This window comes from Paraflavitalea speifideaquila (genome assembly GCF_032395985.1).
Classification (GTDB): domain Bacteria; phylum Bacteroidota; class Bacteroidia; order Chitinophagales; family Chitinophagaceae; genus Paraflavitalea; species Paraflavitalea speifideaquila.
In genome coordinates this window covers 544,146-568,069 of the sequence record NZ_CP135920.1, presented here as the reverse complement: position 1 = coordinate 568,069, position 23,924 = coordinate 544,146, and the positions used below count along the sequence as shown (strand labels likewise).

The 23,924-nt window shown below is 45.9% G+C and carries 26 protein-coding genes and 5 pseudogenes; 21 read left to right on the top strand and 10 right to left on the bottom strand.

Annotated features, from left to right (window positions below; all coding sequences use genetic code 11):
- Positions 1-77: 77 nt before the first annotated feature.
- Positions 78-905, bottom strand: a complete 828-nt coding sequence (locus tag RS881_RS04025; RefSeq protein WP_315819903.1) for an FkbM family methyltransferase — start codon at positions 903-905, stop codon at positions 78-80.
- Between the two features lie 391 nt (positions 906-1,296).
- Here RS881_RS04025 and RS881_RS04020 point away from each other — a divergent pair.
- The 7 genes and pseudogenes from RS881_RS04020 to RS881_RS03990 all read left to right on the top strand — a co-directional run bounded on the left by RS881_RS04020 (position 1,297) and on the right by RS881_RS03990 (position 7,260).
- A pseudogene (locus tag RS881_RS04020) lies at positions 1,297-2,583 on the top strand (DPP IV N-terminal domain-containing protein).
- Entirely contained in the window at positions 2,580-3,215 is a 636-nt protein-coding gene (locus RS881_RS04015) for a S9 family peptidase (RefSeq protein ID WP_315819902.1), read from the top strand. The pseudogene RS881_RS04020 and the gene RS881_RS04015 overlap by 4 nt, the downstream one beginning before the upstream one ends.
- A gap of 337 nt (positions 3,216-3,552) precedes the next feature.
- A complete protein-coding gene (locus RS881_RS04010; protein ID WP_315819901.1) occupies positions 3,553-4,356 on the top strand; it encodes an SDR family NAD(P)-dependent oxidoreductase in 804 nt (267 codons plus the stop codon).
- Between the two features lie 9 nt (positions 4,357-4,365).
- The gene (locus RS881_RS04005) at positions 4,366-5,298 is read left to right on the top strand and encodes an NAD-dependent epimerase/dehydratase family protein (RefSeq protein ID WP_315819900.1); all 933 of its coding nucleotides are present in this window, start codon (positions 4,366-4,368) and stop codon (positions 5,296-5,298) included.
- Between the two features lie 130 nt (positions 5,299-5,428).
- Positions 5,429-6,505, top strand: a complete 1,077-nt coding sequence (locus RS881_RS04000; RefSeq protein ID WP_315819899.1) for a sensor histidine kinase — start codon at positions 5,429-5,431, stop codon at positions 6,503-6,505.
- Positions 6,502-6,993 (top strand): LytR/AlgR family response regulator transcription factor, encoded by a 492-nt coding sequence (locus RS881_RS03995; protein WP_315819898.1) that lies wholly within the window; start codon positions 6,502-6,504, stop codon positions 6,991-6,993. The genes RS881_RS04000 and RS881_RS03995 overlap by 4 nt, the downstream gene beginning before the upstream one ends.
- A gap of 42 nt (positions 6,994-7,035) precedes the next feature.
- Positions 7,036-7,260 (top strand): LytTR family transcriptional regulator DNA-binding domain-containing protein, encoded by a 225-nt coding sequence (locus tag RS881_RS03990; protein ID WP_315819897.1) that lies wholly within the window; start codon positions 7,036-7,038, stop codon positions 7,258-7,260.
- Positions 7,261-7,460: 200 nt separating this feature from the next.
- Here RS881_RS03990 and RS881_RS03985 read toward each other — a convergent pair whose 3' ends face one another.
- The 7 genes and pseudogenes from RS881_RS03985 to RS881_RS03955 all read right to left on the bottom strand — a co-directional run bounded on the left by RS881_RS03985 (position 7,461) and on the right by RS881_RS03955 (position 12,329).
- A complete protein-coding gene (locus RS881_RS03985; RefSeq protein ID WP_315819896.1) occupies positions 7,461-7,736 on the bottom strand; it encodes a TraR/DksA family transcriptional regulator in 276 nt (91 codons plus the stop codon).
- Entirely contained in the window at positions 7,733-7,951 is a 219-nt protein-coding gene (locus RS881_RS03980; protein ID WP_315819895.1) for a hypothetical protein, read from the bottom strand. Before RS881_RS03980 ends, RS881_RS03985 begins: the two co-directional genes overlap by 4 nt.
- 248 nt (positions 7,952-8,199) lie before the next feature.
- A complete protein-coding gene (locus RS881_RS03975; protein WP_315819894.1) occupies positions 8,200-8,949 on the bottom strand; it encodes a DUF5915 domain-containing protein in 750 nt (249 codons plus the stop codon).
- A gap of 23 nt (positions 8,950-8,972) precedes the next feature.
- On the bottom strand, positions 8,973-9,491 hold the full coding sequence (locus RS881_RS03970) for a class I tRNA ligase family protein (protein ID WP_350340374.1): 519 nt from the start codon (positions 9,489-9,491) through the stop codon (positions 8,973-8,975).
- Positions 9,492-9,614: 123 nt separating this feature from the next.
- Positions 9,615-10,716, bottom strand: a pseudogene (locus RS881_RS03965) (class I tRNA ligase family protein); the annotation flags it as partial.
- 65 nt (positions 10,717-10,781) lie between these two features.
- Complete coding sequence (locus RS881_RS03960; protein WP_315819893.1) at positions 10,782-11,711, bottom strand: class I tRNA ligase family protein; 930 nt, start codon at positions 11,709-11,711, stop codon at positions 10,782-10,784.
- 402 nt (positions 11,712-12,113) lie between these two features.
- The gene (locus tag RS881_RS03955) at positions 12,114-12,329 is read right to left on the bottom strand and encodes a hypothetical protein (RefSeq protein WP_315819892.1); all 216 of its coding nucleotides are present in this window, start codon (positions 12,327-12,329) and stop codon (positions 12,114-12,116) included.
- A 73-nt stretch (positions 12,330-12,402) separates the two neighbouring features.
- Here RS881_RS03955 and RS881_RS03950 point away from each other — a divergent pair, with 73 nt between their 5' ends.
- The 5 genes from RS881_RS03950 (at position 12,403) to RS881_RS03930 (ending at position 16,129) form a co-directional block, all read left to right on the top strand.
- Positions 12,403-12,567: a hypothetical protein gene (locus tag RS881_RS03950; protein ID WP_315819891.1), complete on the top strand. Its 165-nt coding sequence runs from the start codon at positions 12,403-12,405 to the stop codon at positions 12,565-12,567.
- Positions 12,568-12,932: 365 nt separating this feature from the next.
- Positions 12,933-13,778: a hypothetical protein gene (locus RS881_RS03945; RefSeq protein ID WP_315819890.1), complete on the top strand. Its 846-nt coding sequence runs from the start codon at positions 12,933-12,935 to the stop codon at positions 13,776-13,778.
- 127 nt (positions 13,779-13,905) lie between these two features.
- Complete coding sequence (locus RS881_RS03940; protein WP_315819889.1) at positions 13,906-15,405, top strand: hypothetical protein; 1,500 nt, start codon at positions 13,906-13,908, stop codon at positions 15,403-15,405.
- Complete coding sequence (locus RS881_RS03935; RefSeq protein ID WP_315819888.1) at positions 15,405-15,698, top strand: hypothetical protein; 294 nt, start codon at positions 15,405-15,407, stop codon at positions 15,696-15,698. Before RS881_RS03940 ends, RS881_RS03935 begins: the two co-directional genes overlap by 1 nt.
- A 92-nt stretch (positions 15,699-15,790) precedes the next feature.
- Positions 15,791-16,129: a T9SS type B sorting domain-containing protein gene (locus tag RS881_RS03930; protein ID WP_315819887.1), complete on the top strand. Its 339-nt coding sequence runs from the start codon at positions 15,791-15,793 to the stop codon at positions 16,127-16,129.
- A gap of 772 nt (positions 16,130-16,901) precedes the next feature.
- Here RS881_RS03930 and RS881_RS03925 read toward each other — a convergent pair.
- Complete coding sequence (locus tag RS881_RS03925) at positions 16,902-17,432, bottom strand: CopD family protein (protein ID WP_315819886.1); 531 nt, start codon at positions 17,430-17,432, stop codon at positions 16,902-16,904.
- Between the two features lie 25 nt (positions 17,433-17,457).
- Positions 17,458-18,475 (bottom strand): annotated as a pseudogene (gene hemH, locus RS881_RS03920) (ferrochelatase).
- Between the two features lie 366 nt (positions 18,476-18,841).
- On the opposite strand from hemH, the gene RS881_RS03915 reads away from it, so the two are divergent.
- The 9 genes and pseudogenes from RS881_RS03915 to hemF all read left to right on the top strand — a co-directional run bounded on the left by RS881_RS03915 (position 18,842) and on the right by hemF (position 23,886).
- Positions 18,842-19,432 carry a glutamyl-tRNA reductase gene (locus RS881_RS03915; protein ID WP_315819885.1) on the top strand — a complete coding sequence of 197 codons (591 nt, stop codon included), beginning with the start codon at positions 18,842-18,844 and terminating at the stop codon, positions 19,430-19,432.
- A complete protein-coding gene (locus RS881_RS03910; protein WP_315819884.1) occupies positions 19,408-19,731 on the top strand; it encodes an NAD(P)-binding domain-containing protein in 324 nt (107 codons plus the stop codon). Before RS881_RS03915 ends, RS881_RS03910 begins: the two co-directional genes overlap by 25 nt.
- Complete coding sequence (locus tag RS881_RS03905; RefSeq protein ID WP_315819883.1) at positions 19,725-20,081, top strand: glutamyl-tRNA reductase; 357 nt, start codon at positions 19,725-19,727, stop codon at positions 20,079-20,081. Before RS881_RS03910 ends, RS881_RS03905 begins: the two co-directional genes overlap by 7 nt.
- Before the next feature lie 9 nt (positions 20,082-20,090).
- The gene (gene hemC, locus RS881_RS03900; protein ID WP_315819882.1) at positions 20,091-20,720 is read left to right on the top strand and encodes a hydroxymethylbilane synthase; all 630 of its coding nucleotides are present in this window, start codon (positions 20,091-20,093) and stop codon (positions 20,718-20,720) included.
- Positions 20,714-20,944, top strand: a complete 231-nt coding sequence (locus RS881_RS03895; RefSeq protein ID WP_315819881.1) for a hypothetical protein — start codon at positions 20,714-20,716, stop codon at positions 20,942-20,944. Before hemC ends, RS881_RS03895 begins: the two co-directional genes overlap by 7 nt.
- Before the next feature lie 167 nt (positions 20,945-21,111).
- The gene (locus RS881_RS03890; RefSeq protein WP_315819880.1) at positions 21,112-21,780 is read left to right on the top strand and encodes a uroporphyrinogen-III synthase; all 669 of its coding nucleotides are present in this window, start codon (positions 21,112-21,114) and stop codon (positions 21,778-21,780) included.
- 23 nt (positions 21,781-21,803) lie between these two features.
- Positions 21,804-22,244, top strand: a complete 441-nt coding sequence (locus tag RS881_RS03885; protein WP_315819879.1) for a uroporphyrinogen decarboxylase family protein — start codon at positions 21,804-21,806, stop codon at positions 22,242-22,244.
- Positions 22,207-22,877: pseudogene (locus RS881_RS03880) on the top strand (uroporphyrinogen decarboxylase family protein). The gene RS881_RS03885 and the pseudogene RS881_RS03880 overlap by 38 nt, the downstream one beginning before the upstream one ends.
- Positions 22,878-22,907: 30 nt before the next feature.
- Positions 22,908-23,886, top strand: a pseudogene (hemF, locus tag RS881_RS03870) (oxygen-dependent coproporphyrinogen oxidase).
- The last annotated feature ends 38 nt before the right edge of the window (positions 23,887-23,924 follow it).

Here is a 23,924-nt window from a genome sequence, read left to right as displayed (position 1 = left end):
TTGTGTTCTGCGAAGCAAAAATTGCCGATCCATCCCGTCGCTTGGCAGAACCGATTCACGGTCTCACATTTCATTTCTCACTTCTTAGGCAATGCATACACATTAAAATGCCCCCAATTGGTCATATCCGTACGCTGAATGGGCTTTACTTCTGCCTTGGCGTCAAAATCGGCGAAGTAAAATAGATCGTATCCTTTATCGGCAATCACATCATACAATTCATTCCGCTCTTCTTTGGTAAGTTGAGTAAACACCTCCGAAATAATGATCGGTTTGTATTTGATGATCAATCCGGCAATGGACTTAATGATTTCCTTATCGTACCCTTCGGTATCAATTTTAATGAAAGAAAGCTTATCCAGCCAGCTACTGTAATTTTTCTCCAGGTACTGCTGCAGGTTAACTCCTTTTATTTTTTGCGGCAAGGTAAAATTGCCGTGCTGCCCGGTCGCTTCCGCACTGATCCCTCCATTGCTATAGGATGCTTCTGAAGAACCATAATAAAATTCGCCATCTTCATTAGAAATGGCATAGGGCAGGGCTACTATATTCGTTTTATCCTTGTTCAGGCCGGCATTATTTTCCAGCACTTTAAAAACGTGGGGGTTGGGGTCAAAACCCAATACAAGGCCTTCTTTACCGGCTGCAAGTCCCATGGGCACGGTAGTATCGCCCGTATTGCCACCAATATCTATGGCCAGGCTGCCTTTGGGAATAAAGCGCTTAAAAAAATCAACTTCCGATTGGGTAATTACTTTCTCGCCAAGCAGGGGATTCATCCAGTTGCCAAATTCGATAGTACCTTCATCAGCAAGGTGGTAGGAAGAAACCTGAATAGGATATTCACTAAAAACTCTCCTGGCCTTCTTCCGGGCAAAGGATTTCTTCAGATAACTGAGTATCATGGTTGGGTTGTTGGGGTTTGGAACGAAAATAATGTAAAAACAGGATAAAAGGTAGAAAGGCTCCCAAATAACCACCCCTTTAAGCATCCTCAACCACTTATCAAAACCAATACCCCGGCCCTCCCTAATTCCCCCGTTTTCGTACATTCACCGCTTCAATATTTCATTACATGAGAAAGCTAATTCTATTAGGCACAACCCCTTTGCTGTTATTGACGATTGCATTATCAGCAACAGCCCAAAAAAGAACTTTACGTACGACCAGTTATTTAAAAATGCGGCTTCCAATATTAGCAAGCCCCTCCCTGTTATCCGTGGATGGATAGATGATGAACACTACATTGAATTTCAAAAGGACGCAGATGGCAAGACCAACTTTCTTTCTGTAGAGGTGAAAACCGGCAAATCAAAACCGTATACCGGTGCTGTACCTGCCGAAGCGCGTCAACAGGCCAGTCCTGCCATCGGCATTACTGATGCGCGTAACGTCACTACCTCACCCGATGGCAAATGGGTGGCGTATACCCGTAAGGACAATAACCTCTATGCCATGGAACTGGCTACTAAAAATGTAACGCAGATCTCCAAGGACGGGTCTGAAAACATCAAGAATGGTTATGCTTCCTGGGTGTATTTTGAAGAGATACTGGGCCGCGCCAGCCGCTACAAAGCGTTCTGGTGGAGCCGGATAGCAAGCATGTATGCTATATGCGCTTCGACGATAGCCAGGTACCTGTATTCCCTATCTATGTATTAGATGGGCAGGATGGTTACCTGGAGAATGAGCACTATCCTAAAGCCGGTGAAAAACCCCGAAGTGAAAGTAGGTATTGCCACTATCGAAAATGGCACTACTGTATGGGCCGACTTCAACCCCAAGGATGATCAATATTTTGGCGCCCCCTATTGGACACCTGAAGGGCAGCTTTGGGTACAATGGATGAACCGCGGACAGGATAACCTGGCCATTTACAATATCGACTTTACTACCGGCGTCAAAAAAGAAGTATATACCGAGCAGCAAAAAACATGGATTGACCTGGATGAAGCGAGCCGCATAGAATTTCTTTCAGCCGGCAAAGGTTTTATCCTGAAAAGTGATAAGGATGGTTGGGAAAACCTGTATTACCATGATGCCTCTGGCAAGCTGATCAACCAAGTGACTACAGGCAGTCTTTGGGGCACTTCCATTACCCGGATTGATGAGAAAGCCAAACTGGTGTACTTCAAGGCACGCAAAGAGAATTCGGCCCGCTTCGATTTTTACAAAGTAGGCCTGGACGGAAAAGGATTAACACGCCTAAGCTTTGGCGATTATTCGCATGATCAGATCAACCTGTCGCCCAATGGTAAATATTTTATCACTACTTATTCCAATCTCTCCACTCCTAGCACAATGGCCCTGGCCGATGCCAAAGGCAAACTGATCCGTATATTGGGAGATAGCAAGGGCAATGATTTTGATGCCTATGCCATACCCAAAACAGAAATGGTAAGGGTAAAATCGGGCGATGGCGTATTTGAACTGCCTGTAACGATTACTTACCCCATCAACTTTGATCCCAATAAAAATACCCTGTACTCATCAGCATTTACGGTGGCCCCAATGCCGGTACGGTATACGACCGCTGGCGGCCTGCCGGTGGCGCTACACAATGGTGGGCACAGGAAGGCATGATACAGGTGGCTTTCGATAACCGCAGCAGTGGTCACTTTGGAAAAGTGGGATTAAACTATATCCACCGTCAATTGGGTAAATGGGAAATAGAAGATTATATGACCTGCGGTAAATGGTTGCGCCAACAAACCTGGGTAGATACCAACAAAGTAGCCATGACCGGCGGCAGCTTTGGCGGTTATATGACCTGCATGGCACTTACCTATGGTGCAGACGTATTTACTTATGGTATTGCCAACGCCTCGGTTACCGACTGGCAGTTCTATGATACACACTATACCGAGCGATTTATGGATACACCCAAGGAAAACCCTGAAGGATATAAGAACACCGCGGTGGCTACTTATGCCGATCAATACAAGGGCTTATTGCGCATTGTACATGGTACATCCGACGATAATGTGCACATGCAAAACAGCTTTACCCTTATTGATAAGCTGCAGAACCTGGGTAAACATTTTGAGTTGATGGTATATCCCAGCGAAAGGCATGGTATTGGTGGCAACAATATGAAGAAAGGGCAGCATAACCGCAATGAAGCCTATGCTTTCTGGTACAAAAACCTGCTGGGCAAACCCATGCCCGCCGTATTTACTATCAGCAGCCCCGATACCGGCAGAAGAGGATTCTAAGCCTGTAAATATACTTTGAGCTAAAAAAGGGATTGTCTATTGACAGTCCCTTTTTTATTATGCCCCGATACAAAGGATTCAGAATTGGATGTTGTTTAGTTAAATCTGCCCAGTAAGCTGGGCCGCTCTGCAGTGCTGCATACACCGGGCGGCAGAGCTCCTCACCTTTTCGCCCGGCAAAAACTTACTTAACTACACGGTATTGATTGATGATTGCGCCCGCAATTGAGCGGAACCGATTCACGATTCAACCCCTTAATCCAACAGCTCAATGGAAAAACCATCGCCGCTTGCTGCGCATACATCACTTTTGTAACAGTGACCAACCATAAAAATTATGATGTCTCCAACACCCTATACAATGATCACAGGCGCCAGCGCCGGACTGGGAAAGGAATTTGCTATCCAGTGCGCAAAAGCCGGTATGAACCTCATCCTGATAGCCCTGCCCGGAACCAATACCAGGGACCTGGCAGCCAACCTCATAAGTAATTTTGCCATCCATGTACAGGTCTTTGAATTTGACCTTACCGATGGCCTTAAACTTAAAAAGCAGCTGGAGCATATTGCGGCCCATTACCGGGTCAATTTCCTGATCAATAATGCCGGTATTGGAGGCACTGCCGGCATCATGGAAACATCTGCAGAAAGAATAGACCAGATCATACAATTGAATGTACGTAGTACGGTGATGATCACCCACCTGCTGATCCCCCATTTATTGAACAATGAGCGCAGTTATATCATGAATATTTCCAGTATGGCAGCTTTTACCCCCATAGCCTATAAAACGGTTTATCCCGCTTCCAAAGCATTCATATCCTCTTTTTCGCATGGGTTGCGGGAAGAATTATCAGGCACTGGTCTCTCTATCAGCGTGGTGTACCCTGGCCCCATTATGACCAATTCCAATACCACCCGCCGCGTAATCAGTCAGGGCCTAAAAGGTAAAATGGGCTTACTGCCCACATCGGCCATTGCCCGTATAGCCCTTCGTAAAACCCTGGCCGGCTATCCTACCATCATACCTGGCCTCATGAATAAACTCAACCATGTACTAATGACCCTCCTTCCCCTGGAACTAAAACTAAAGATCGTTTCGCGCGAGGTTAGAAAAGAAATGCAATACCAGGCTCTCTAAATGATCCCTATGAAAAAGGTTCTAATTACAGGCGCCAATGGATTCCTGGGCATTAACCTTGCCCGGGAATTTTTCAAGCTCGGCTATTTTATTAAAATATTCGTGCGGCCCGGCGCCGACCTGCGCGGCCCGGCCCGGCAACCCGTTGAAATAAGCTATGGCCGCATTGACCATCCCGAACAGGTAAGCCAGGCGGTGCAAGGATGCAATATCGTTATTCATGCCGCTTCCATTACCGATCAATGGGGCATTGGTTTTGAAGAATATGAAAGGATCAATTTTAAAGGTACCCGGAATATTGTAGAAGCCTGCCTGCTGCACCGGGTTGAAAAGTTGATCCACGTAAGTACGGCCAATACCATTGAACCAGGTACTAAAAAACAACCAGCTACTGAGCTGAATGGGTTTTCCCTTTTCAAGGCCAATTCGGGCTACATCAATACCAAGTACCTGGCCCAGCAATATGTACTGGAACAGGTACAGGCCCGGCATTTACCTGCCATTGTAGTAAATCCTACCTTTATCATTGGTCCCCATGACCTCAAACCCAGCTCGGGCAAACTATTGTTATATGGATTGAATAAAAAGCTGCTCTTGTACCCGCCGGGTGGTAAGAACTTTGTGTATGTGCAGGATGTTTGTCAGGGTATTATCAATGCCCTGGCCATTGGAAAAACCGGCAGCTGCTATTTGTTAGCAGGGCACAATTTAACCTATGGCGAGTTTTTCAGGCTACTCAACACCATTTCAAAAGCAAGGCCGGTGATGATTCAAATACCCGCCCTGCTGCTGAAATTGGCAGGTATGATGGGTTCACTGAAAGGCATGGTCACCGGCAAAGCAGGTAAGCTCACTTATTCCGGTGCCTGGCTATTATGCCTGGACAATTATTATTCGGGCAAAAATCGGAAACAGAATTGCTGGTTCAATATACCCCTATGAAAACCGCCCTTGCGCAGGCATGGGCCTGGTTTAAAGAAAATAAGTATTGTTGAGTAATGTCTGGTTGAGTTTATCGAAACCGCCTAGGACGTGGCTCAGGTTGATAATCATTAAAAACAGGACATCAACAATGGATTTTAAACACCGCGAACAAGTATTCAATAGCCGGCCGCTCCGCTACCTGTTCCGCATACTGGTACTCTACCTGTTCAGTGTTATCTTCAAATCATTCGACCTCACCTTCATTCGAGACCTGGGCACTTTCAATATCCGCTCACAGGTTTTTAGCTTTTTTTACATCCTCCTTGGCCTCCTGGTATGGGAGGGTGCGGTAGTACTTACAAAATACATTGAAAAACGTACGGTAACCATCCAACTCACCGGCAGGTTATTGATCCTTTGCGGCAGCCTTATCCTGTATGGCTTATTGGCGGCTTTTGCCTTTGGCTTTGTGTATGGCCTTACTGATATACTGTTCTTTAACCGCCACGAAGCCTGGCAAAGCTTTACCAGCATCAGCTACAATATGCTTGCCGGCACTTTCCTGTTCTATATGATGATACTGGCCTTCAACGGCATTGTATTTTATTACAAAGGCCGGAAAGAATACCAGGTACAAACCGAACGGTTGATGCGCGAAAATATCCAGGCCAAATACGATGCCCTTCGCAACCAGATCGACCCCCATTTCTTTTTCAACTCCCTAAGTGTTTTAACCAACCTGGTATATAAAAGTGCCGACCTGTCGGCCGATTATATTACCCAACTGGCCAAGATCTACCGGTATATCCTTGACAAGAAATTTGAGAACCTGGTATCCATACAAACCGAATTGGATTTCCTGGAGTCTTATCTTTTTCTAATCGGCATTCGCCACCAAAACAGCATACAATTCAGTGCCGAGGTAGACGAGCGGGCACGAACCAAAGGCATGATACCTCCTGCCACCCTGCAGATGCTTATCGAAAACGCTATTAAACACAATCGCTTCTCTGTAAATGAACCGCTGGTGATCAGTGTAAAAAGTGAAGCTGGTTTTTTATTGATCAGGAATGCCATGAGGAAGAAATTACATCCTGAAAACTCTTCCGGCATCGGACTGGAGAATATCCGCAAGCGCTATGAACTGTCCAGCGGTCAGGCCATCACCGTTACCCAATCGGAAGAGGTGTTTACGGTTAAAATCCCTATAATTGAGCAACTATGAAAGTAGCCATATTTGAAGATGAAGTGCACAACTCGGAAAGGCTCATACAGCTTTTAAAACAATGTGACCCCACCATTGAAGTGGTGGCGGTTATTGACTCTGTAGAAGGCGGTATAAAATGGATGGAACAACACAATACGGCCGATCTGATGATGATGGACATCCAGCTTTCTGATGGCAATTGCTTTGAAATATTCAAACAGGCCAATGTAAAAACGCCCATCATATTTACCACTGCATACGACAATTTTGCGCTGCAGGCCTTCAAGGTCAATAGCATCGACTATTTAATGAAACCGATAGATGCAAAGGAGTTAAAGAATGCATTGGCCAAATACCAGCAGTTTAAACCTGTGGAGCAGCAAACGATCAATATTGCCTCCATTGCCGAAGAGTTCATGAAGAGAGAGTACCCGCTTTATCGGCCGGCTGAACAATCAGCTTATCTATGTGAAGGCCAGGGATATTGCTTACCTGCAATTTATTAAGGGGTTACCTATGCTACTACCAATAATAACCAGAAGCTGCCTTTGGATTATTCATTAGACCAGGTAGAAAAGTTATTGGACAGGCATTTGTTCTTTCGCATCAACCGCCAGTACATCGTTCATATTGATGCCATCCGCAAGATACTTACGTATTACAACAGCCGGCTTATTTTACAACTGCATCCCGATGCAGGCGCCGATGTGATCATCAGTCGCGAACGCGTAGCCGATTTCAGGGGTTGGCTCGAAGGCCGCCCTGCCAGTTGATATAATCCGAAAAGTCAGCAAAGTCCGAAAGTCGGTAAGTAATACAATAATAGTATTCCTGTTTTTGTTCTGGTCTTTCCGACTTCCGGTCTTCCGGACTCCCGGTCCCGCCTCCCAATCTCATCATCACCTACGGTATATAAACGAAAAAGGTCGCTTTTCAGCAACCTGTTTTGTAGGCTATTTAAGTTAAGAAACTATTATTTATTCATCATCTGCTTGGCCTCGATGCTCAAGGTAGCATGCGGTACTGCCCTCAACCGGGCCTTATCGATCAGCTTACCTGTCACACGGCAAATACCGTATGTCTTATTCTCAATACGCATCATCGCCTTTTCCAAGTGATCAATGTAATTGATCTGGCGACTGGCCATTTGTGCTAACTGCTCCCGTTCCATACTCATGCTACCATCTTCCATGGTCATGTAACGGTTTTCAGTTTCATCTCCACCCATTTCATCTTTGCGGGTGATCAAGCCCTGCAGATAAGAAAGTTCTTTCTTAGCCTGGTCCAGTTTTTTTGAATCAGTTCTCTGAATTCTCCTAATTCGGCATCGCTGTAACGCATGGTTGGTCCTGTTTGAATGTTTTCTGGTTGATCCAATACGGATTTCGTGAAATCAGGTTCGTATTTACGAACTGTTTTTGTTTTGATCTCAGGTATTACCACCTTGACTGGTTTGGCTGGCACAGCCGGCTTTTTAGGCGGCGGTGGAGGCGGAACCGGTTCGGGTTTCTTTACTTCTTCCTTCGGTGGGGCTTCGGGTTTTTCTCCACTTTCACGGGTTCAGGGACAGGTTTTTCACCAATGGCTTGGGTTCGGGTTTCACAACCGCTTTTACAGCAGGTTTAGCGGCCACAACAGCTTTAGAAGCCGGTTTTTCTCCGGAACAGCTTTACCACTCGATTTTGTAGGTTTCGGCGCCGGCTTTGCAGGCTTTACTGCGGCCTTGGGAGCGGGCTTACTAACTTTACCAGCAGGCTTGGCAACAGGCTTTTTAGCCGGCGCTGCCTTCTTAGGTGCAATCGTTTTTTTGCTGGCTTAGCTGCTTTCTTCTTCGTTGCCATACTGTTAGGCTTTTTTGTAACGAACACTTTTAGTGAAATATCGTTGACCTCAATTTCAGTGCCATTGGGCAATTCAGATACCAATTCCAGCGTATCTGCCAAAATTTCGGCGCAAATATAATTATTAAACTGGGCTATAGATTGTTTCAGATCCTGGTTATCGGTTACCTGCACTGCTATTCTGTCAGTCAATTCATAGCCGTTGTCTTTACGAATCTTTTGAATGCGATTAACCAATTCGCGGGCATTGCCTTCGTTGATCAACTCAGGGGTTACGGTTACATCGAGTGCTACGGTCAGAGAGTCTTTATTGGCTACCATCCAGCCGGGTATGTCCTCGCTGGCGATCTCCACTTCATTAACCTGTAATATTAAGGGTTCGTTATCAATAAACAATGAAATAGACCCTTCTTTTTCTAACAGGGCTATATCTTCCTGTGTAAAACCGGCCAAAGCGGCAGCTACCGCCTTCATTTTACCTCCCAGCTTCTTACCCAGGGCTGTATAGTTGGGCTTGATCTTCTTTTTAATGAATCCCGTATCCTCGGTGAGATACTGAATCTCTTTCACATTTACTTCGCTCTTGATCAGGTCTTCAACCCGGCCAATCTGTTCTTTCACGGCTGGATTAAATACCGGTATCATCACTTTTGCAGCGGCTGTCTCACTTTGAACCTGGATGTCTTCCGAAGCGATAAAACGAGTGACGAAATGTCCTGCGCCAGCTGCATCCGCTCCTCCAAACCACTGTCTACAGCCCCTTCATTGGCCTTTGGGAACGATACATGGTGCACCGATTGCTCCTGGTATCGGCCGGTTACCGCATTGAGGTTCCTGAACAACATATCGCTAAAGAAAGGTGAAATAGGCGCCACCAACCGGGCCACGGTTTCCAGGCACTCATACAGCGTTTGGTAAGCGCAGATCTTGTCCTGCTCATACTCCCCTTTCCAGAACCGCCTGCGGCAAAGACGCACGTACCAATTGCTAAGATGCTCATCCACAAACTCTTCAATCAACCTTCCAGCCTGGGTAGGCTCATAATCATCCATGTATTCCCCTACCTTCTTGATCAGCGTATTCAACGAAGAAAGGATCCAGCGATCAATTTCCGGACGTTGCTCCAGCGGTACATAGGCCTCCTTAAAGGCAAAACCGTCCACATTGGAGTATAAGGCAAAGAACTGATATGTATTGTACAGGGTACCAAAGAACTTACGTTGCACCTCCTTGATCCCTTCCAGGTCAAATTTCAGGTTATCCCAGGGCGAAGCATTTGTGATCAGGTACCAACGGGTAGCATCGGCCCCAAACTGCTCGATCGTCTTGAATGGATCGATCACATTACCCAGGCGCTTGCTCATCTTATTGCCATTCTTATCCAATACCAGTCCATTCGATACACAGGTCTTATATGCTACATTTTCGTACAATAAAGACGATATGGCATGTAGGGTATAGAACCAACCGCGGGTTTGGTCAACCCCTCGGCAATGAAATCGGCCGGATAACTTTGGTCAAAAGGCGCCTTGAAAGGGCGTGGATCGCCTGCCGCCAGTTTATCATAATCCAGGCCCCATTGTGCATAAGGCATCGCACCGCTGTCAAACCATACGTCGATCAGATCGGGCACCCGCTTCATCGGCTTACCCGATGCACTTACCAACACAATCTCATCCACATAAGGTTTGTGCAGGTCAAGGATGCCCTCATGCAGGTAGTGCTTATTAACATCTCCACCCAGCACTTCATTGGCCTTCTTGATAGCTGCATTCAGTTCACTGATCGAACCAATACAAACAACCTCCTGACCATCTTCTGTATGCCATATCGGCAAGGTGTACCCCAGAAGCGGCTACGGCTCAGGTTCCAATCCACCATATTCTCCAACCAGTTGCCAAAGCGGCCTTCGCCGGTTGATTTCGGTTTCCAGTTAATCGTTTTATTCAATTCCACCATCCGGTCTTTGAGCGCTGTGGTCTTGATAAACCAGGCATCCAGCGGATAATACAATACCGGCTTATCCGTACGCCAGCAATGCGGATAATTGTGCTCGTATTTTTCTATTTTAAAAGCACGATTCTCTTTCTTCAGCTTTACACAGATGTCTACATTCACATCCACATAAGCCGGATCGTCTTTATAATTCTTCACATACCGGTTGCTGAACTCACCCAGGCCATCCACAAACTTGCCCTGCTTATCAACCAGCACCAACTTATCCCGCTTGCCGTATTCATTAATCCCTGTAAAATAGCCAATGCGATACTTGGTACCTACCCGGTAGTCGTCCGCACCAAAATCGGGCGCCGTATGCACGATACCTGTACCATCTTCCGTAGTCACAAAGTCCCCCACCAATACTTGGAAAGGGTTGACATTGGGCATGCTGAAATTGATAGACTCCAATGAATTCGCTTCAAAAGGCAGCAACTGCTCATAATGAGCCCCTTCTAATTGCGCCCCTTGAACTCTGCCAGTATTTGCCAGGGTAATAATTTATCACCTTCCTTATAAGCGCTGAAATCCGCATTCTCCCCTTCGGGTTTGAAATACTTGCCCACCAGGTCCTTGGCCAGTACCACATTGATGGGCAGGTGCGTATACGGATTGAAAGTTTTTACCAGCACATAATTGATATTGCCACCCACCGTCAACCCCAGGTTGGAAGGCAGCGTCCAGGGAGTGGTCGTCCATGCCATGAAGAACACCTCGGGCTGTTCACCCACAGCTTTAAACAAAAATTCCGCCTTCGCATCCCTTACCGCTTTGAACATAGCCACTGCCGAAGTATCCTTCACCACCTTATAAGTGCCGGGCATATTCAGCTCATGCGAACTTAAACCCGTACCGGCGGCAGGAGAGTAGGGCTGAATGCTGACGCTCTCGTACAACAATCCTTTTTTATACAGGGTGCTCAATATCCACCACAGCGTTTCAACATACTTGTTGTCAAAAGTGATATACGGATCATTGAGGTCAACCCAATAGCCCATCATACGGGTAATATCATCCCATTTATCCTTGTACCGCAATACCGCTTCCCGGCATTTCTGGTTGTATTCCTCTACAGAGATCTTTTTACCAATATCTTCTTTTGTAATGCCAAGTTCCTTTTCCACGCCCAATTCAATAGGAAGACCATGTGTATCCCAGCCACCCTTGCGCTTAACCTGGAAACCCTGCATCGTTTTATAACGGCATACCAGGTCCTTCAGCGTACGGCTAATTACGTGGTGAATGCCAGGCATTCCATTGGCGCTCGGCGGCCCTTCATAAAACACAAAAGGGGTAGCTCCCTCCCTTACTGATACACTCTTTTCAAAAGCCTGCTGCTCATTCCACAAAGCCAGTATTTCCTGCTCCATGGCAGGTAAATTCAAATGCGAAAACTCTCGGTATTTGGACGACATAATAATTATAGCCTAAGCCAGGTAAAAATTGTAGTTAAAAAGTGTGCAAAGTTACAGAAATATACCTATATAGGGTCTCCCTCCCGACGGCAACCTGCCTCCTGACAACAAAACTCTTCAATCCATTTTAAAATAAACACATACAATATCGCTTGAGAGAAGTGCCGCGCTATTTTAGGTCAAGGCAGCATATGAATTCCATAACAGGAAGCTTCTATTTTGTTCTGCCCAAAATCAGGCTAAACAGGGACCAAAGACGGACCAAACAGGGACCAAACTCGGACAAAAGACGGACTAAAGGCAGGTAAGACAGGGACGAAAGAGGGACTGAAAGTCTGTTTAATCCCTCTATGGAGATACTTTATTGATAATTTATTTCGCCTGTTTTTCGGTCAAAACCTGCCCCAGTACCATTTCCGCCAGGAACCGAAACAATTTCCTACTTAATTCGCCCGCATTAACCGCCTTCCGGATTTCCTGCTCACCTTGTAAACCTATCCACCAGTCAACCCACTTCCCATGAGCATCATTTAGCGATGCAATCAGTGTTCTAAAATCTGCGAAATCTGCCTTCGTAACCTGTTTCATCTGCGATGCTAAATCTGCCGCCTCAGCGATTAATCCGGCACTCTTTTGGTATCTTTAAATTGACCAGACTAACATGAAAAAACTGCACCCGTTATACCTGTTGGCAGTCCTAACCTTATCCTGCTTCCACGCCGCCCGGGCTGATACTTTTGTAGTAACCAGCGCCCTGGCTACGGGTGCCGGCAGTTTAAGAGAGGCTATTGAAAAAGGCCAATGCCAACGGCACTGCCGTTACTGACTATATCACCTTCGACCTTCCTACCCGACGGGGCCAGCAACTATCTTACTCAATCCCAACACGCCGCTGCCCACCCTCACTTCCAACATTATCATTAATGGCAGTTCGCAACCCGGCAATAAACTCGGTGTTACCGATGCCAAGGTAGCCGTAGCCATACAAGGCTTTTTTACGGACGATACCAGGTATTACTATATTTTCCAAGCTATTAATGCCACCAACATACAGATCTATGGACTGTTTTTATGGGGACAAGTAGGTAATCGTAGTACGGGCGCCACGCCGCAGCATTTCGATGCCATCCACCTGCGCAACAGCAGTGAAGTGATCATTGGCGCTCCCGGCAAAGGCAACCTCATCAGTGGATGGAAAAAGGCGTCAATGCGGAATATTTCAGGGGAGCGGCTTGTCACCACATCACGGTGCAGTCCAATATCATGGGCTTAAATGTGGACGGTATTTCCACCATCCTATTTCCCGGCCAGCGCCCGGGTGATCCGGATGTACCCGCAACTAATGATCATTGCCTGTATTTTGACAAGGCGACCGACCTATTTATTGGAGGAGAAGATCCTGCCCGGGGTAATATCTTAAATGCCGATAATGAAATATTTTGTGAAGGTCATCCCGACCCTGCCGTCAACGACAGCCTGCTGATCATTAATAATAAATTAGGAATAGATATCAATGATGATATGCTGCCTACGGCCTCCATTACCGGTATTTACATTCAACTTTACAATAAGCAAAATAGCACTACAAGGGCCGATGCAGGCATCATTATCCGGAAGAATTACATTGCCGGCAGATCACGCAATATTGGTATTGGACTCTCGGGTATTGAAAGCTTTTTGCTATTGAACAAAATCTCATTGGCGGAGAAAAGAGGGGTACCATTCCGGAATGCCTCTATTGATTACGGTATCAGTTTAGCAGACTGTGCCATGGGCATTTTAGGCGACAGCGGGCCAGGTAATGAAAACCAAATCCGCTACTGCCGCATAATGGCCGTTTTACTCAACAGCACCTCCGATATTACAGTGCGCCACAACAGCACTTATTGCAATACAAGAGGTCTCTTTATTTATAACTGGCTGGCCGCCAATGGAGCCAGGCCAAGGCCTTTATTACAGTTAACGGACTTAACCAGGCCACGGGTACTATACGGGGTACGGCTCTGCCCAACTCTACCATTGACTTTATGCCGATGATGATTGCCCCAACTGTGAGGGTAAGACCCATCTGGGCCTTGTAACTACTGCGGATGCTACAGGCCAATGGACTTATACCCACGCCGCGCTTACGGGTAAAAGCATTGTAGTTACTGCCACCGATCCAATGGGCGCTACTTCCGAATACTCGACTCCTTTAGCTTATCAAACCAACCTGATCATCAAGCCCGTTACTTGTAATGCGCTGGGCTCCATTTGTGGACTGAAGATCGTTAGTGGCGTCGATTGGGAATGGAGAGATGCAACTGGTGCAGTGGTAGGCCGCGATACTTGTCTTACCAATGTTCCCGCCGGCACCTATACCTTGTGGCTTCCCATTGGATTAGGTACCTGCCAGGAAGAATTCACCTTTACCGTACCACCCAATACCCTCGAAATTGACTCCAGTGCCGGCATTACGATCACTCCGGCACGCTGTAATAAAAACAATGGTGGTATTTGCGGTATCAAAGCCACCGGCGCCCTTAGCTGGTCATGGGAAGATGCAGCCGGTAATACCATCAGTACAGCTGCCTGCCTTTCTAATGTACCACCGGGCACCTATCGTTTTAAAGTGAGTGATGGTTCCTGTGGTAAATACACCCGGTTCTATACCATTGGCAATGTATCGCCGCAAATAGATATTACCGGCCTTCAAACTCAGGCCACTACCTGCAATCAGGCCAATGGTGCTATAACAGGCATTGCACTTAATGATATAAACTTCGCGACTACCCAATGGATCAACGAAAACAGGGATGTGGTAGCTACTACCGCCAACCTGCTGAATGCACCTGCAGGCCGTTATAAATTGATTGTATTAGACAATACAGCGGGTTGCGGCGATTCCACCGCCTGGATTACCGTTGCAGCCACCCCCGCAACGGCCTTAGTTACCACTACCGCCCAGGTAAATCCTGCCTCCTGTGGTCAAGCCAATGGCAGCATATTGAACATTACCACGTCGAATACCACCGGACTGGTAGTAACCTTATGGGTAGATGAAAATGATGTGGTAGTAAGTAATACGCTGAACCTTCAATCAGTAAATGCAGGCAAGTACCGCCTAAAAATAAAAGACAGGAGCAGTTGCGATACAGTAGTATCTGCCGTGTTTGAAATATTTGACAATGGTTCGGTATCACTTGATAGTAGTGCCCTCACCGTTCGTTCCACCGGTTGTACACGGATCAACGGCAGCATCACCGGCATGAAGGTTACCGGCGCCACCAGCTGGCAATGGCATAATGTGAATACCAATCAGGTGGTAGGCAATAGTGAAGAACTAACCAATATGCCGGCAGGCAGCTACCAACTATGGGCTGTTAACAGTACTTTCAATTGCCATGCACAAAGCCATATCTATACAATTGGTATTGCTCTCCCATTGCCCCTGGCAGTAACACAAGCCAATACCAGGGATGCAACCTGCAATCAATCCAATGGCAGTATCCAGATCAACCAGCTAAACAATGACGCGGCTTTATTCAATTTCCGCTGGCTGAAAGATAATATTTCGCCTATTGGTACCAGCCTTTCAATATCCAACCTAAACCCGGCAACTTATTATCTTGTTGCTACCGACACCAACGGATGTGAACAGTCGATCTACAAAAAGCCCTGTTGATGCAACCTTTACCCGCAATGGATGAGCAGGGGGTGGTGACGCAACCCGACAAATGTGGTTTTGGAACCGGTAGTATTTCGGGTATCACAGCTACCAGCGCCGCAGGTTCCCTCCAATTCCAATGGTATAATAATACTGGAGAACAGACGGGCAACCAGGCGGGCCTCACCGGGCAAAAGGCCGGAACCTACCACCTGATTATTACCGACATTAATGGTTGCACATTAAAAAGCAATGATTATGCTATAACACAAGTAGTTAGCCCCCTCCCGCTCCGCGATATGATAATATAACCATCCCCGGCATACAGATGGCACCCTGAAAGTAAAGGATCCCGTGGCTGGTGCTATCTATTCATTGTACCAGGCTACAACCAATACCCTGGTTGAAAAAAAATCAAACAGGCATTTTTACCCTTCCCAAAGTGCCTGAAGATGTGCGTTATTATATTACCTATGAAGCGGGCCCCTGTACCAGCAATCCGGGGCAGGTGAGCATCAAGGTCATAGATATGACCAAATTAGATATCCCTAACACCTTTACACCCAATAATGATGGGATTAATGACGAGTTTCGGATCGGGGTAACCGGGTATTTTAAATTAAATGGCCTGAGGATCTTCAACCGATGGGGACAGTTAGTATTTGAAAGTAAAGACCTCAATTATGTGTGGAATGGGAAAAAAATGGACAATTATTACCAGTGGGTACCTACTATTGGGTAATTGAAGGAATTGATCTGCACGGTAAATTCTTGAGGCAATCGGGCTCTGTTACATTGATTCGTTAAAAATGCATTAAAAGCCTTAACAAACCAGGTGGTATAGAAATAGTTTTTCCCAAAAATTCACGTTTGGCATAATTTATGGAAATATATTCCTCGTTACGATGACGCAGTAATTGCAAATTGATAAGAAGAAATAGGATGGTGATTTTACGGTTCAAAATTTGCAACATATCCTAAGAAATTTTACTGCGACTAATTAAGATATTTGATTTATTTTTATAATGCATTACATGAAAAACCTTTTCTACGGTTTAGGGTTTAGGGGTTAAAAAGGGGAGTATTCCTGCTCCCCTTTCCTTTAAAAACTCTAATGGCGTTGGAAAGGTTTTTCTCATTTATATACCTCCCGGATTTATTTTCCTTACAACTTATTGCTTTTCATTTATTTAATACCCCTTTCATTGGGTATTTTTAATTACTGATACCTTTTATCGACCTGCACAGTAACCTACAACAGGGATCTTATCCCTATTGCGGCCCACCATTTCGCAACTTCCCGACAATGGTGTTGACTTATTTAAACAATACAAGGATCAAATTGAAAGTTGGGTGCGCTAAAATAACATAACTACTTCATTCAGTTTTAGTTACGACCTAATCCCCTGTAGCAAATTCCGGTAACTGTATCGTTATTTTAGTCTGAGAAGTCAGTGGTCAGCGAGGTAAGGTGATAACCTGGCTGATAAAGACATAGGAATGCTCCGTTTGGCTCAAGACCTCTTATCCCGTATGATCTTGTAAATTTTAATGGCACTCATGAGCAGGATCACAAAGAGGATCAATCCTGAAATGCCCCAAACAAAGCTGAGATTTTGTTTTACTACTACCAGCATCACAATGGCTACCAGGAAGATGGTAGCCACCTCATTCCAGATGCGCAGTTGTTGTGAGCTGTATTTAAAAATTCCCTGTTGTTGTTGTTTAAATATTACATGGAGTGAGAAATGATAAGCGTACAACCCAACAACAAAGGCCAGTTTGATCACCAGCCAGGAAGGTGTTACTCCCAATAAATACCAGGTTGTTGAGCCCAGTAATAAGGTCAATATGGCCGATGGCCAGGTAATGCCATACCATAACCGCTTCGTCATCACCCCAAATTGCTCCCGCAAGGCATCCCGCACAGGCTCCGGTTTGGCAGCCGCTTCCGTATTATAAATAAATAACCTTGGTATATAGAACATACCCGCAAACCAGGTAACAATAAAGACAATATGAAGGGCTTTGATGTAGAGATACATATTGTGAGTTGTGCGTAATGCGTTATCAATAGCTATTCACCAAAGAAGAACTGTCCACTTTCTCTATCAACCTTTTGACTGCCTTTATCCATAAAGGATGTGTATTTAAGCATGGCAATAAGGTAAATTCCTCACCGCCGGCATGCAGGAATATTTCCCGGCCTTCTTCGCCCATTTCTTCCAGTGTTTCCAGGCAATCACTTACAAAGGCCGGACAAAGGATCAGCAGCTTTTGATCCCTTCTTTGGGCAATTCGGCCAAACGTACGGCTGTATAGGGTTTCAGCCATTCATCCCTCCCCAAACGGGATTGAAAAGAGAAACTGTATTTGGAAGCCGGGATGTTCAGGGCTTGCGCCACCCGGTTGGTAGTTACAATACACTGATGCCGATAACAGGTTTTATGAGCTTCGGAATCAACAGAACAACAATCTGCCGACTTAAGGCAATGCTGCCCTGTTGCATCACTTTTCTGAACATGCCGCTCAGGAATACCATGATAGCTGAATACTATTTGATCGTATTCTTTATCCAGGTAAGGTTTTATACTTTCGATCAATGCCTCCAGGTAATCGGCATCATCATAAAATGGAGGTACAAATGACAATTTAAATTTGTATTTGCCTTTACGATGGATCTTTTGGCATATTCTACAGCTGTTTCGTAACTCGACATAGCGTAATGGGGATACAGGGGCACCACTACCACCTCTTCCAGGTCGGGCTGCTTTTCCAACAATTCGTCAAAGGCTGTCCAGGGGGCAGGAGTACCATACCGCATGGCCAGTGCCACCGGTTCATCGACCTGTTCCTGCAATGCCTGCTGCAATTGTTTGCTGATCACAATGAGGGGAGAACCTTCCTTGGTCCAGATAGACCGGTAGGCTTTGGCCGATTGAGGAGCCCTGAAAGGAACAATGATCCCCTTTACCAATAAGGCCCTCCATAATAATGGCGTGTCTATCACCCGCCCATCCATCAGGAACTCATCCAGGTATTTACGTAGATCTTTTACTTCGGTAGAATCCGGCGAACCGAGATTCATTAAAACGATACCTCTTTTAGTTGCACTCATACGCATAAAATAGGTTGCAAAAGTAATTCAGTAAGCTGCCCCAACAATTATTTTTTACACTACACAATAACAGCGATATCACATAACATGTTACAAACAATTGTTCACATAAGCTTTATTTTTCACACCCGGAAACGTTTGCACACGGTATTCCCATATGTGAAAACACTGTCCCATGGCCAATTCCGTCAAAAACATCCCAATATGGGTTGATTTAGCTCACCACTTTATGTGATGGGGATCGGGGGTAAAATGACAGTGAAATGACAGATATATTAGGTGATTGACGCTTGCGAAAGTATTTTTGCGGTGTCAATTCTCTGAACCATTTACCTCATGCACGGACATAGTAGTAAAGACATATCGAAGTTTTTTATAGCAGGGATTAACTATAAGAAAACCGATGCAGCGATCAGGGGCCAGTTTGCGATCAGCAATGAACAATATGCCTCCCTCCTTTCCCTCGCACCGACTTATGGTTTACATGAATTATTTGTACTTTCTACCTGTAACCGTACTGAGATCTATGGCTTTGCCGAACAAGCAGGACAACTCATCAGCCTGCTTTGTACCCAAACAGCAGGCGATCAGGATACTTTTTCCCAATTAGCTTATATCAAAAAAGGATCAGCAGCCATTGAGCACCTGTTTTCAGTAGGCGCCGGCCTTGATTCACAGATACTGGGTGATTATGAAATTGTAGGCCAGTTGAAAGTAGCTGTAAAGTTTGCCCGTGAGCTGGGTTTTGTAGGCACCCACCTCGACAGGCTGGTCAATGCCGTACTTCAATCTTCCAAAGCCGTAAAAATCAAACTGCCATTAGCGATGGAACCGTATCAGTTTCCTTTGCAGCAGTACAATACATCAAGCAACAGATCAATAACCTTTCCGGTAAAAAGATCTTGTTGCTGGGCATCGGTAAAATAGGACGCAGTACCTGTAAAAACCTGGTTGATTACCTTGGCACAAAGGATATCACCCTGATCAACCGCACGGCAGATAAAGCAGCTGAGCTAGCCAATGAACTGGGCCTGTATCATGCCTCCATTGATCAATTGCCCCAATACATCGACCAATCTGATATTATACTGGTGGCCACCAATGCGGCACACCCTACCATATTAAAATCGCACCTCGAAGGCAAGACAGACAAACTGATCATCGATCTGTCAATACCCTATAATGTAGAGATAGCTGCTCAGATTTACCCAATGTACATTTGGTAAATGTAGATGAACTGTCAAAACTGAAGGACGAGACACTGCAGAAGCGTGAAGCGGAAGTTCCCAAAGCCAGGCTTATCATTGATGAGCATATGGTTGAGTTCATGGACTGGTTCGAAATGCGTAAGCATGTACCAGTATTGAAGGCCGTAAAAACCAAATTACAGGAAATCCAGGCATTCCCTCCCTACTTACAGGGCCTTTCTCCCGTTTCAACAACCTTCACTATCGACGCTGATGCAAAAATCCAGCGCGTGATCAATGGCATGGCTTCCAAGATGCGCCAGGTAAACCAACGCGGCTGCTATTATATTGAAGCCATCAACGAGTTTATTGCCACGGGTTCTAACTAATTTTGTTGCATGAAACAAGCGATACGCATCGGCACCAGGGAAAGTCAACTGGCCGTGTGGCAGGCTATGCAGGTAAAAGAACTACTGGCCGGTCAAAACATAGCAGCCGAACTGGTTTATATTAAAAGTGAAGGTGATATTGACCTTAAAACACCCCTCTATGAGATGGGGGTACAAGGCATCTTTACCCGCAGCCTGGACATTGCCCTGCTCAATAACCGAATCGATATTGCCGTACATTCCATGAAGGATGTGCCTACCCAATTACCCAAGGGTATTATACCCGCCGCCGCCCTGAAAAGAGCTTCCTGGAAAGACCTCCTGGTATACAAAGGCGAGTGGCAAGCGGTAAGTGCCAAGCTAGGGTATGCTAATGGACAATGGACGGTCTCCGGCTCACCACTCACAATAGCCACTTCCAGTATTCGCCGCAAAGCACAATGGCTTAACCGCTATCCTGGACATACTATTGAAAACCTGCGCGGTAATGTAAATACCCGCCTGGCCAAAGTAGCCAATAGCAACTGGCAGGGAGCCATCTTCGCAGCGGCAGGCCTGGAAAGAATTAACCTCCGCCCCGAACAATCCATTGAATTGATTGGATGTTACCGGCACCCGCCCAAGGCGCCATTATGGTAGTATGCCGGGAAGAAGATCAGGATATGGCAGCCAGTTGCCAGGCCTTTAATGATGAGGATACAGCCATCTGTACCCGGATAGAACGCGATTTCCTGCGTACCCTGCTGGGTGGATGTTCTACCCCAATCAGTGCCCTGGCCGAAATAAAACATGAGCAAATTTACTTCCAGGGGAATATCCTTTCCATAGATGGCCAACAAAAAGTAAGCATAGAAAAACAATAACCCGTGATGCAGCTACGGGTGCAGGAAACACATTTGCCAAAGAATTATTGGCTAATGGCGGGCAGGCTATTGCAAACAGTATTCAGAAAACAGGTACCACGCACTAATATATGACCCGGCACACCATACTCAGCACTAAAATAATTGAACCAGCTCTTAAGATAGAGATGGAACAAAAAGGCGTTGTAGTATTGGAAGAAGCTTTTATTACCATCAAGCCGGTGATTTCCATGAGCAAGTACGAAGAGATATGGCCCTGGCTGATCAAAGCCGGCGATACTGCTGTGGTATTTACCAGCCAGTATGCCGTGAATACCGTAGATAAATACCTGCATGGTGGCGACGCATTTTATAGCCCGGAACAATGGATGGCATTTTGCCTGAACGGCACTACAAAAGAGCAGGTTGTTCAACTGTTGTCTGAAGAACAAATAATTGACACTGCCCCCAACGCAACAGAACTGGCGGCAAAGATCATTGCCAATGGTCAATTCAAACAAGTGGTATTCTTTTGTGGCAACCAACGCATGGGCACCATACCCAACCTGTTAAAAGAAGCTGACATTGAAGTGGTAGAAATAGTAGTATATGAAAACATCGCTACGCCCATTAGGATCAACGATGCTTTCGACGCCGCCTTATTCTTTAGTCCGAGTTCAGTAAAGAGCTTCTTTTCGATCAACACCTTACCTGATAATGCAGCCTGTTTTGCCATTGGTTCCACCACAGCAACAGCCATTAGCAACTATACCGGCAATAAGGTAATAACCAGCGAAGAACCCACGCAGGAAGCTATATTGAATACCGCATGGCGTTACCTTCAACAAATTGATTAATATAAATAGATAGAACAAATAAAATGACATCATCCACACAGAACACAGCCGCCCATACCAGTAGCACAACGCTGCAAAATGACCTCATCTTACGCACGTTGCGTGGAGAACAAACCGAACGTACCCCTGTATGGATGATGCGCCAGGCAGGCCGCTATTTGCCCGACTATATCAAACTGCGTGAAAAGTATTCTTTCTTTGAACGCTGTGAAACACCTGAATTAGCAACAGAGATCACCCTTCAGCCAATTGACCAGGTAGGTGTAGATGCAGCCATTATCTTCTCCGACATCCTGGTAATTCCCAAGGCCATGGGCCTGGAAGTACAGCTGCTGGAAGGCAAAGGCCCTTTTTTACCTGATCCTATCAGGCAGGTCAGTGACCTCAACAGGATACATATCCCCGACGTGCAGAAGTCACTCGGGTATGTTTTTGACGCCCTTCGCCTCACTAAAAAGAACTGAATGGCCGCGTACCTCTTATTGGCTTTGCCGGCGCTCCCTGACCCTTCTCTGCTATATGGTACAAGGCAAAGGCTCCAAAACTTTTGATGATGCCAAGGCATTCTGTTACACCCAGCCTAAAGCCGCCCATCGCCTTTACAAATGATCACCGACACAACAATTGCTTATTTAAAAGAACAAGTAAAAGCCGGTGCCGATGTGATTCAAATATTTGATAGCTGGGGAGGGTTATTGGGCCCTGTTGATTTTGAAAACATCTCTCTTCGTTATATTCGCCAGATCGTAGCAGCGCTTAAGGATGAAGTGCTCACCATCGTATTTGCCAAAGGCGCCTGGCATTCCCTGGAAGGCATGGCGGCCACCGGCGCTCATGGCTTAGGTATCGACTGGTGCATCACGCCTGCAATGGCCAGGCAGCTGGCTGGGAAGAAGGTAGTATTGCAAGGTAATTTTGATCCCGCCAAACTCTTATCCCCCATCCCTGTTATTGAACAGGAGGTTACCCAAATGCTGCAAGCCTTTGGCCCCCATGGGCATATTGCCAACCTGGGACATGGCATTTTACCCAACGTTCCGGTAGAGCATGCAAAAGCGTTTGTGAACACGGTAAAGAATTACCGTCACCAGTCCTGACCAAAAACATCGTCCTATAAAAGTATTGTAATGCGACTGACTGACTTATTCTGGCCCTCTTACAATTTCATTTATCATGAGCACAGAACAGATATCAAGTCCCCTATTAAAGAAAACTGGATCAATTATATCCATGATCTGCAAAACCGCATTTGCAAAGCTGTTGAGCAGGCTGATGGACAAGCCGCCTTTAAAGAAGATAAATGGGATCGTCCGGAAGGTGGGGGTGGAAAACCAGGGTTATTGCAGGTGGTAACGTTTTTGAAAAAGGCGGCGTTAATACCTCCATTGTATATGGACCGGTAACTGATCTCATGCGTACGCAATTAAAAATAGATGGTGATAACTGGTTTGCGTGTGGATTGTCATTGGTACTGCATCCCGGCAATCCCTTTGTCCCCACTGTACATTGTAATTACCGCATGTTTGAATTGTATGATGCCAACCATAAAGTAATTGACCGTTGGTTTGGTGGAGGCACAGATCTAACCCCTTATTATTTATTTGAAGAAGACGCCATAGATTTTCACCGCACGTATAAGGAAGTCTGTGACCAATTTGACGCTGCCCTGTACGGGAAGTTCAAGAAAGAATGCGATGAATATTTTGTAAATAAACACCGCAACAACGAACGCAGGGGCATTGGCGGCATATTCTATGACTATCAGCGTCCGGCAGTAAACCAGGAAACCGATTATTGGATGACCTTTGGTAAGGCCTGTGGTGATGCTTTTATACCCGCCTATGTACCGATTGTGGAAAAGAGAAAACTACCCCCTACACAGCTGACCATAAATACTGGCAGGAGATACGCCGGGGCAGGTATACAGAATTTAACCTGGTACATGACAGAGGCACTATCTTTGGGCTCAAGACCAACGGCCGTATTGAAAGCATCCTGATGAGCCTGCCCCCTACCGTTCGGTTTGATTACAATTACCAACCGGAGCCGGGAACAGAAGAATATAAGTTGCAGCAGGTATGCCTACAACCGGTAAACTGGATATAATAATGGTTGCCTGCGGGAAGCAGCGAGCCTTAAAATTA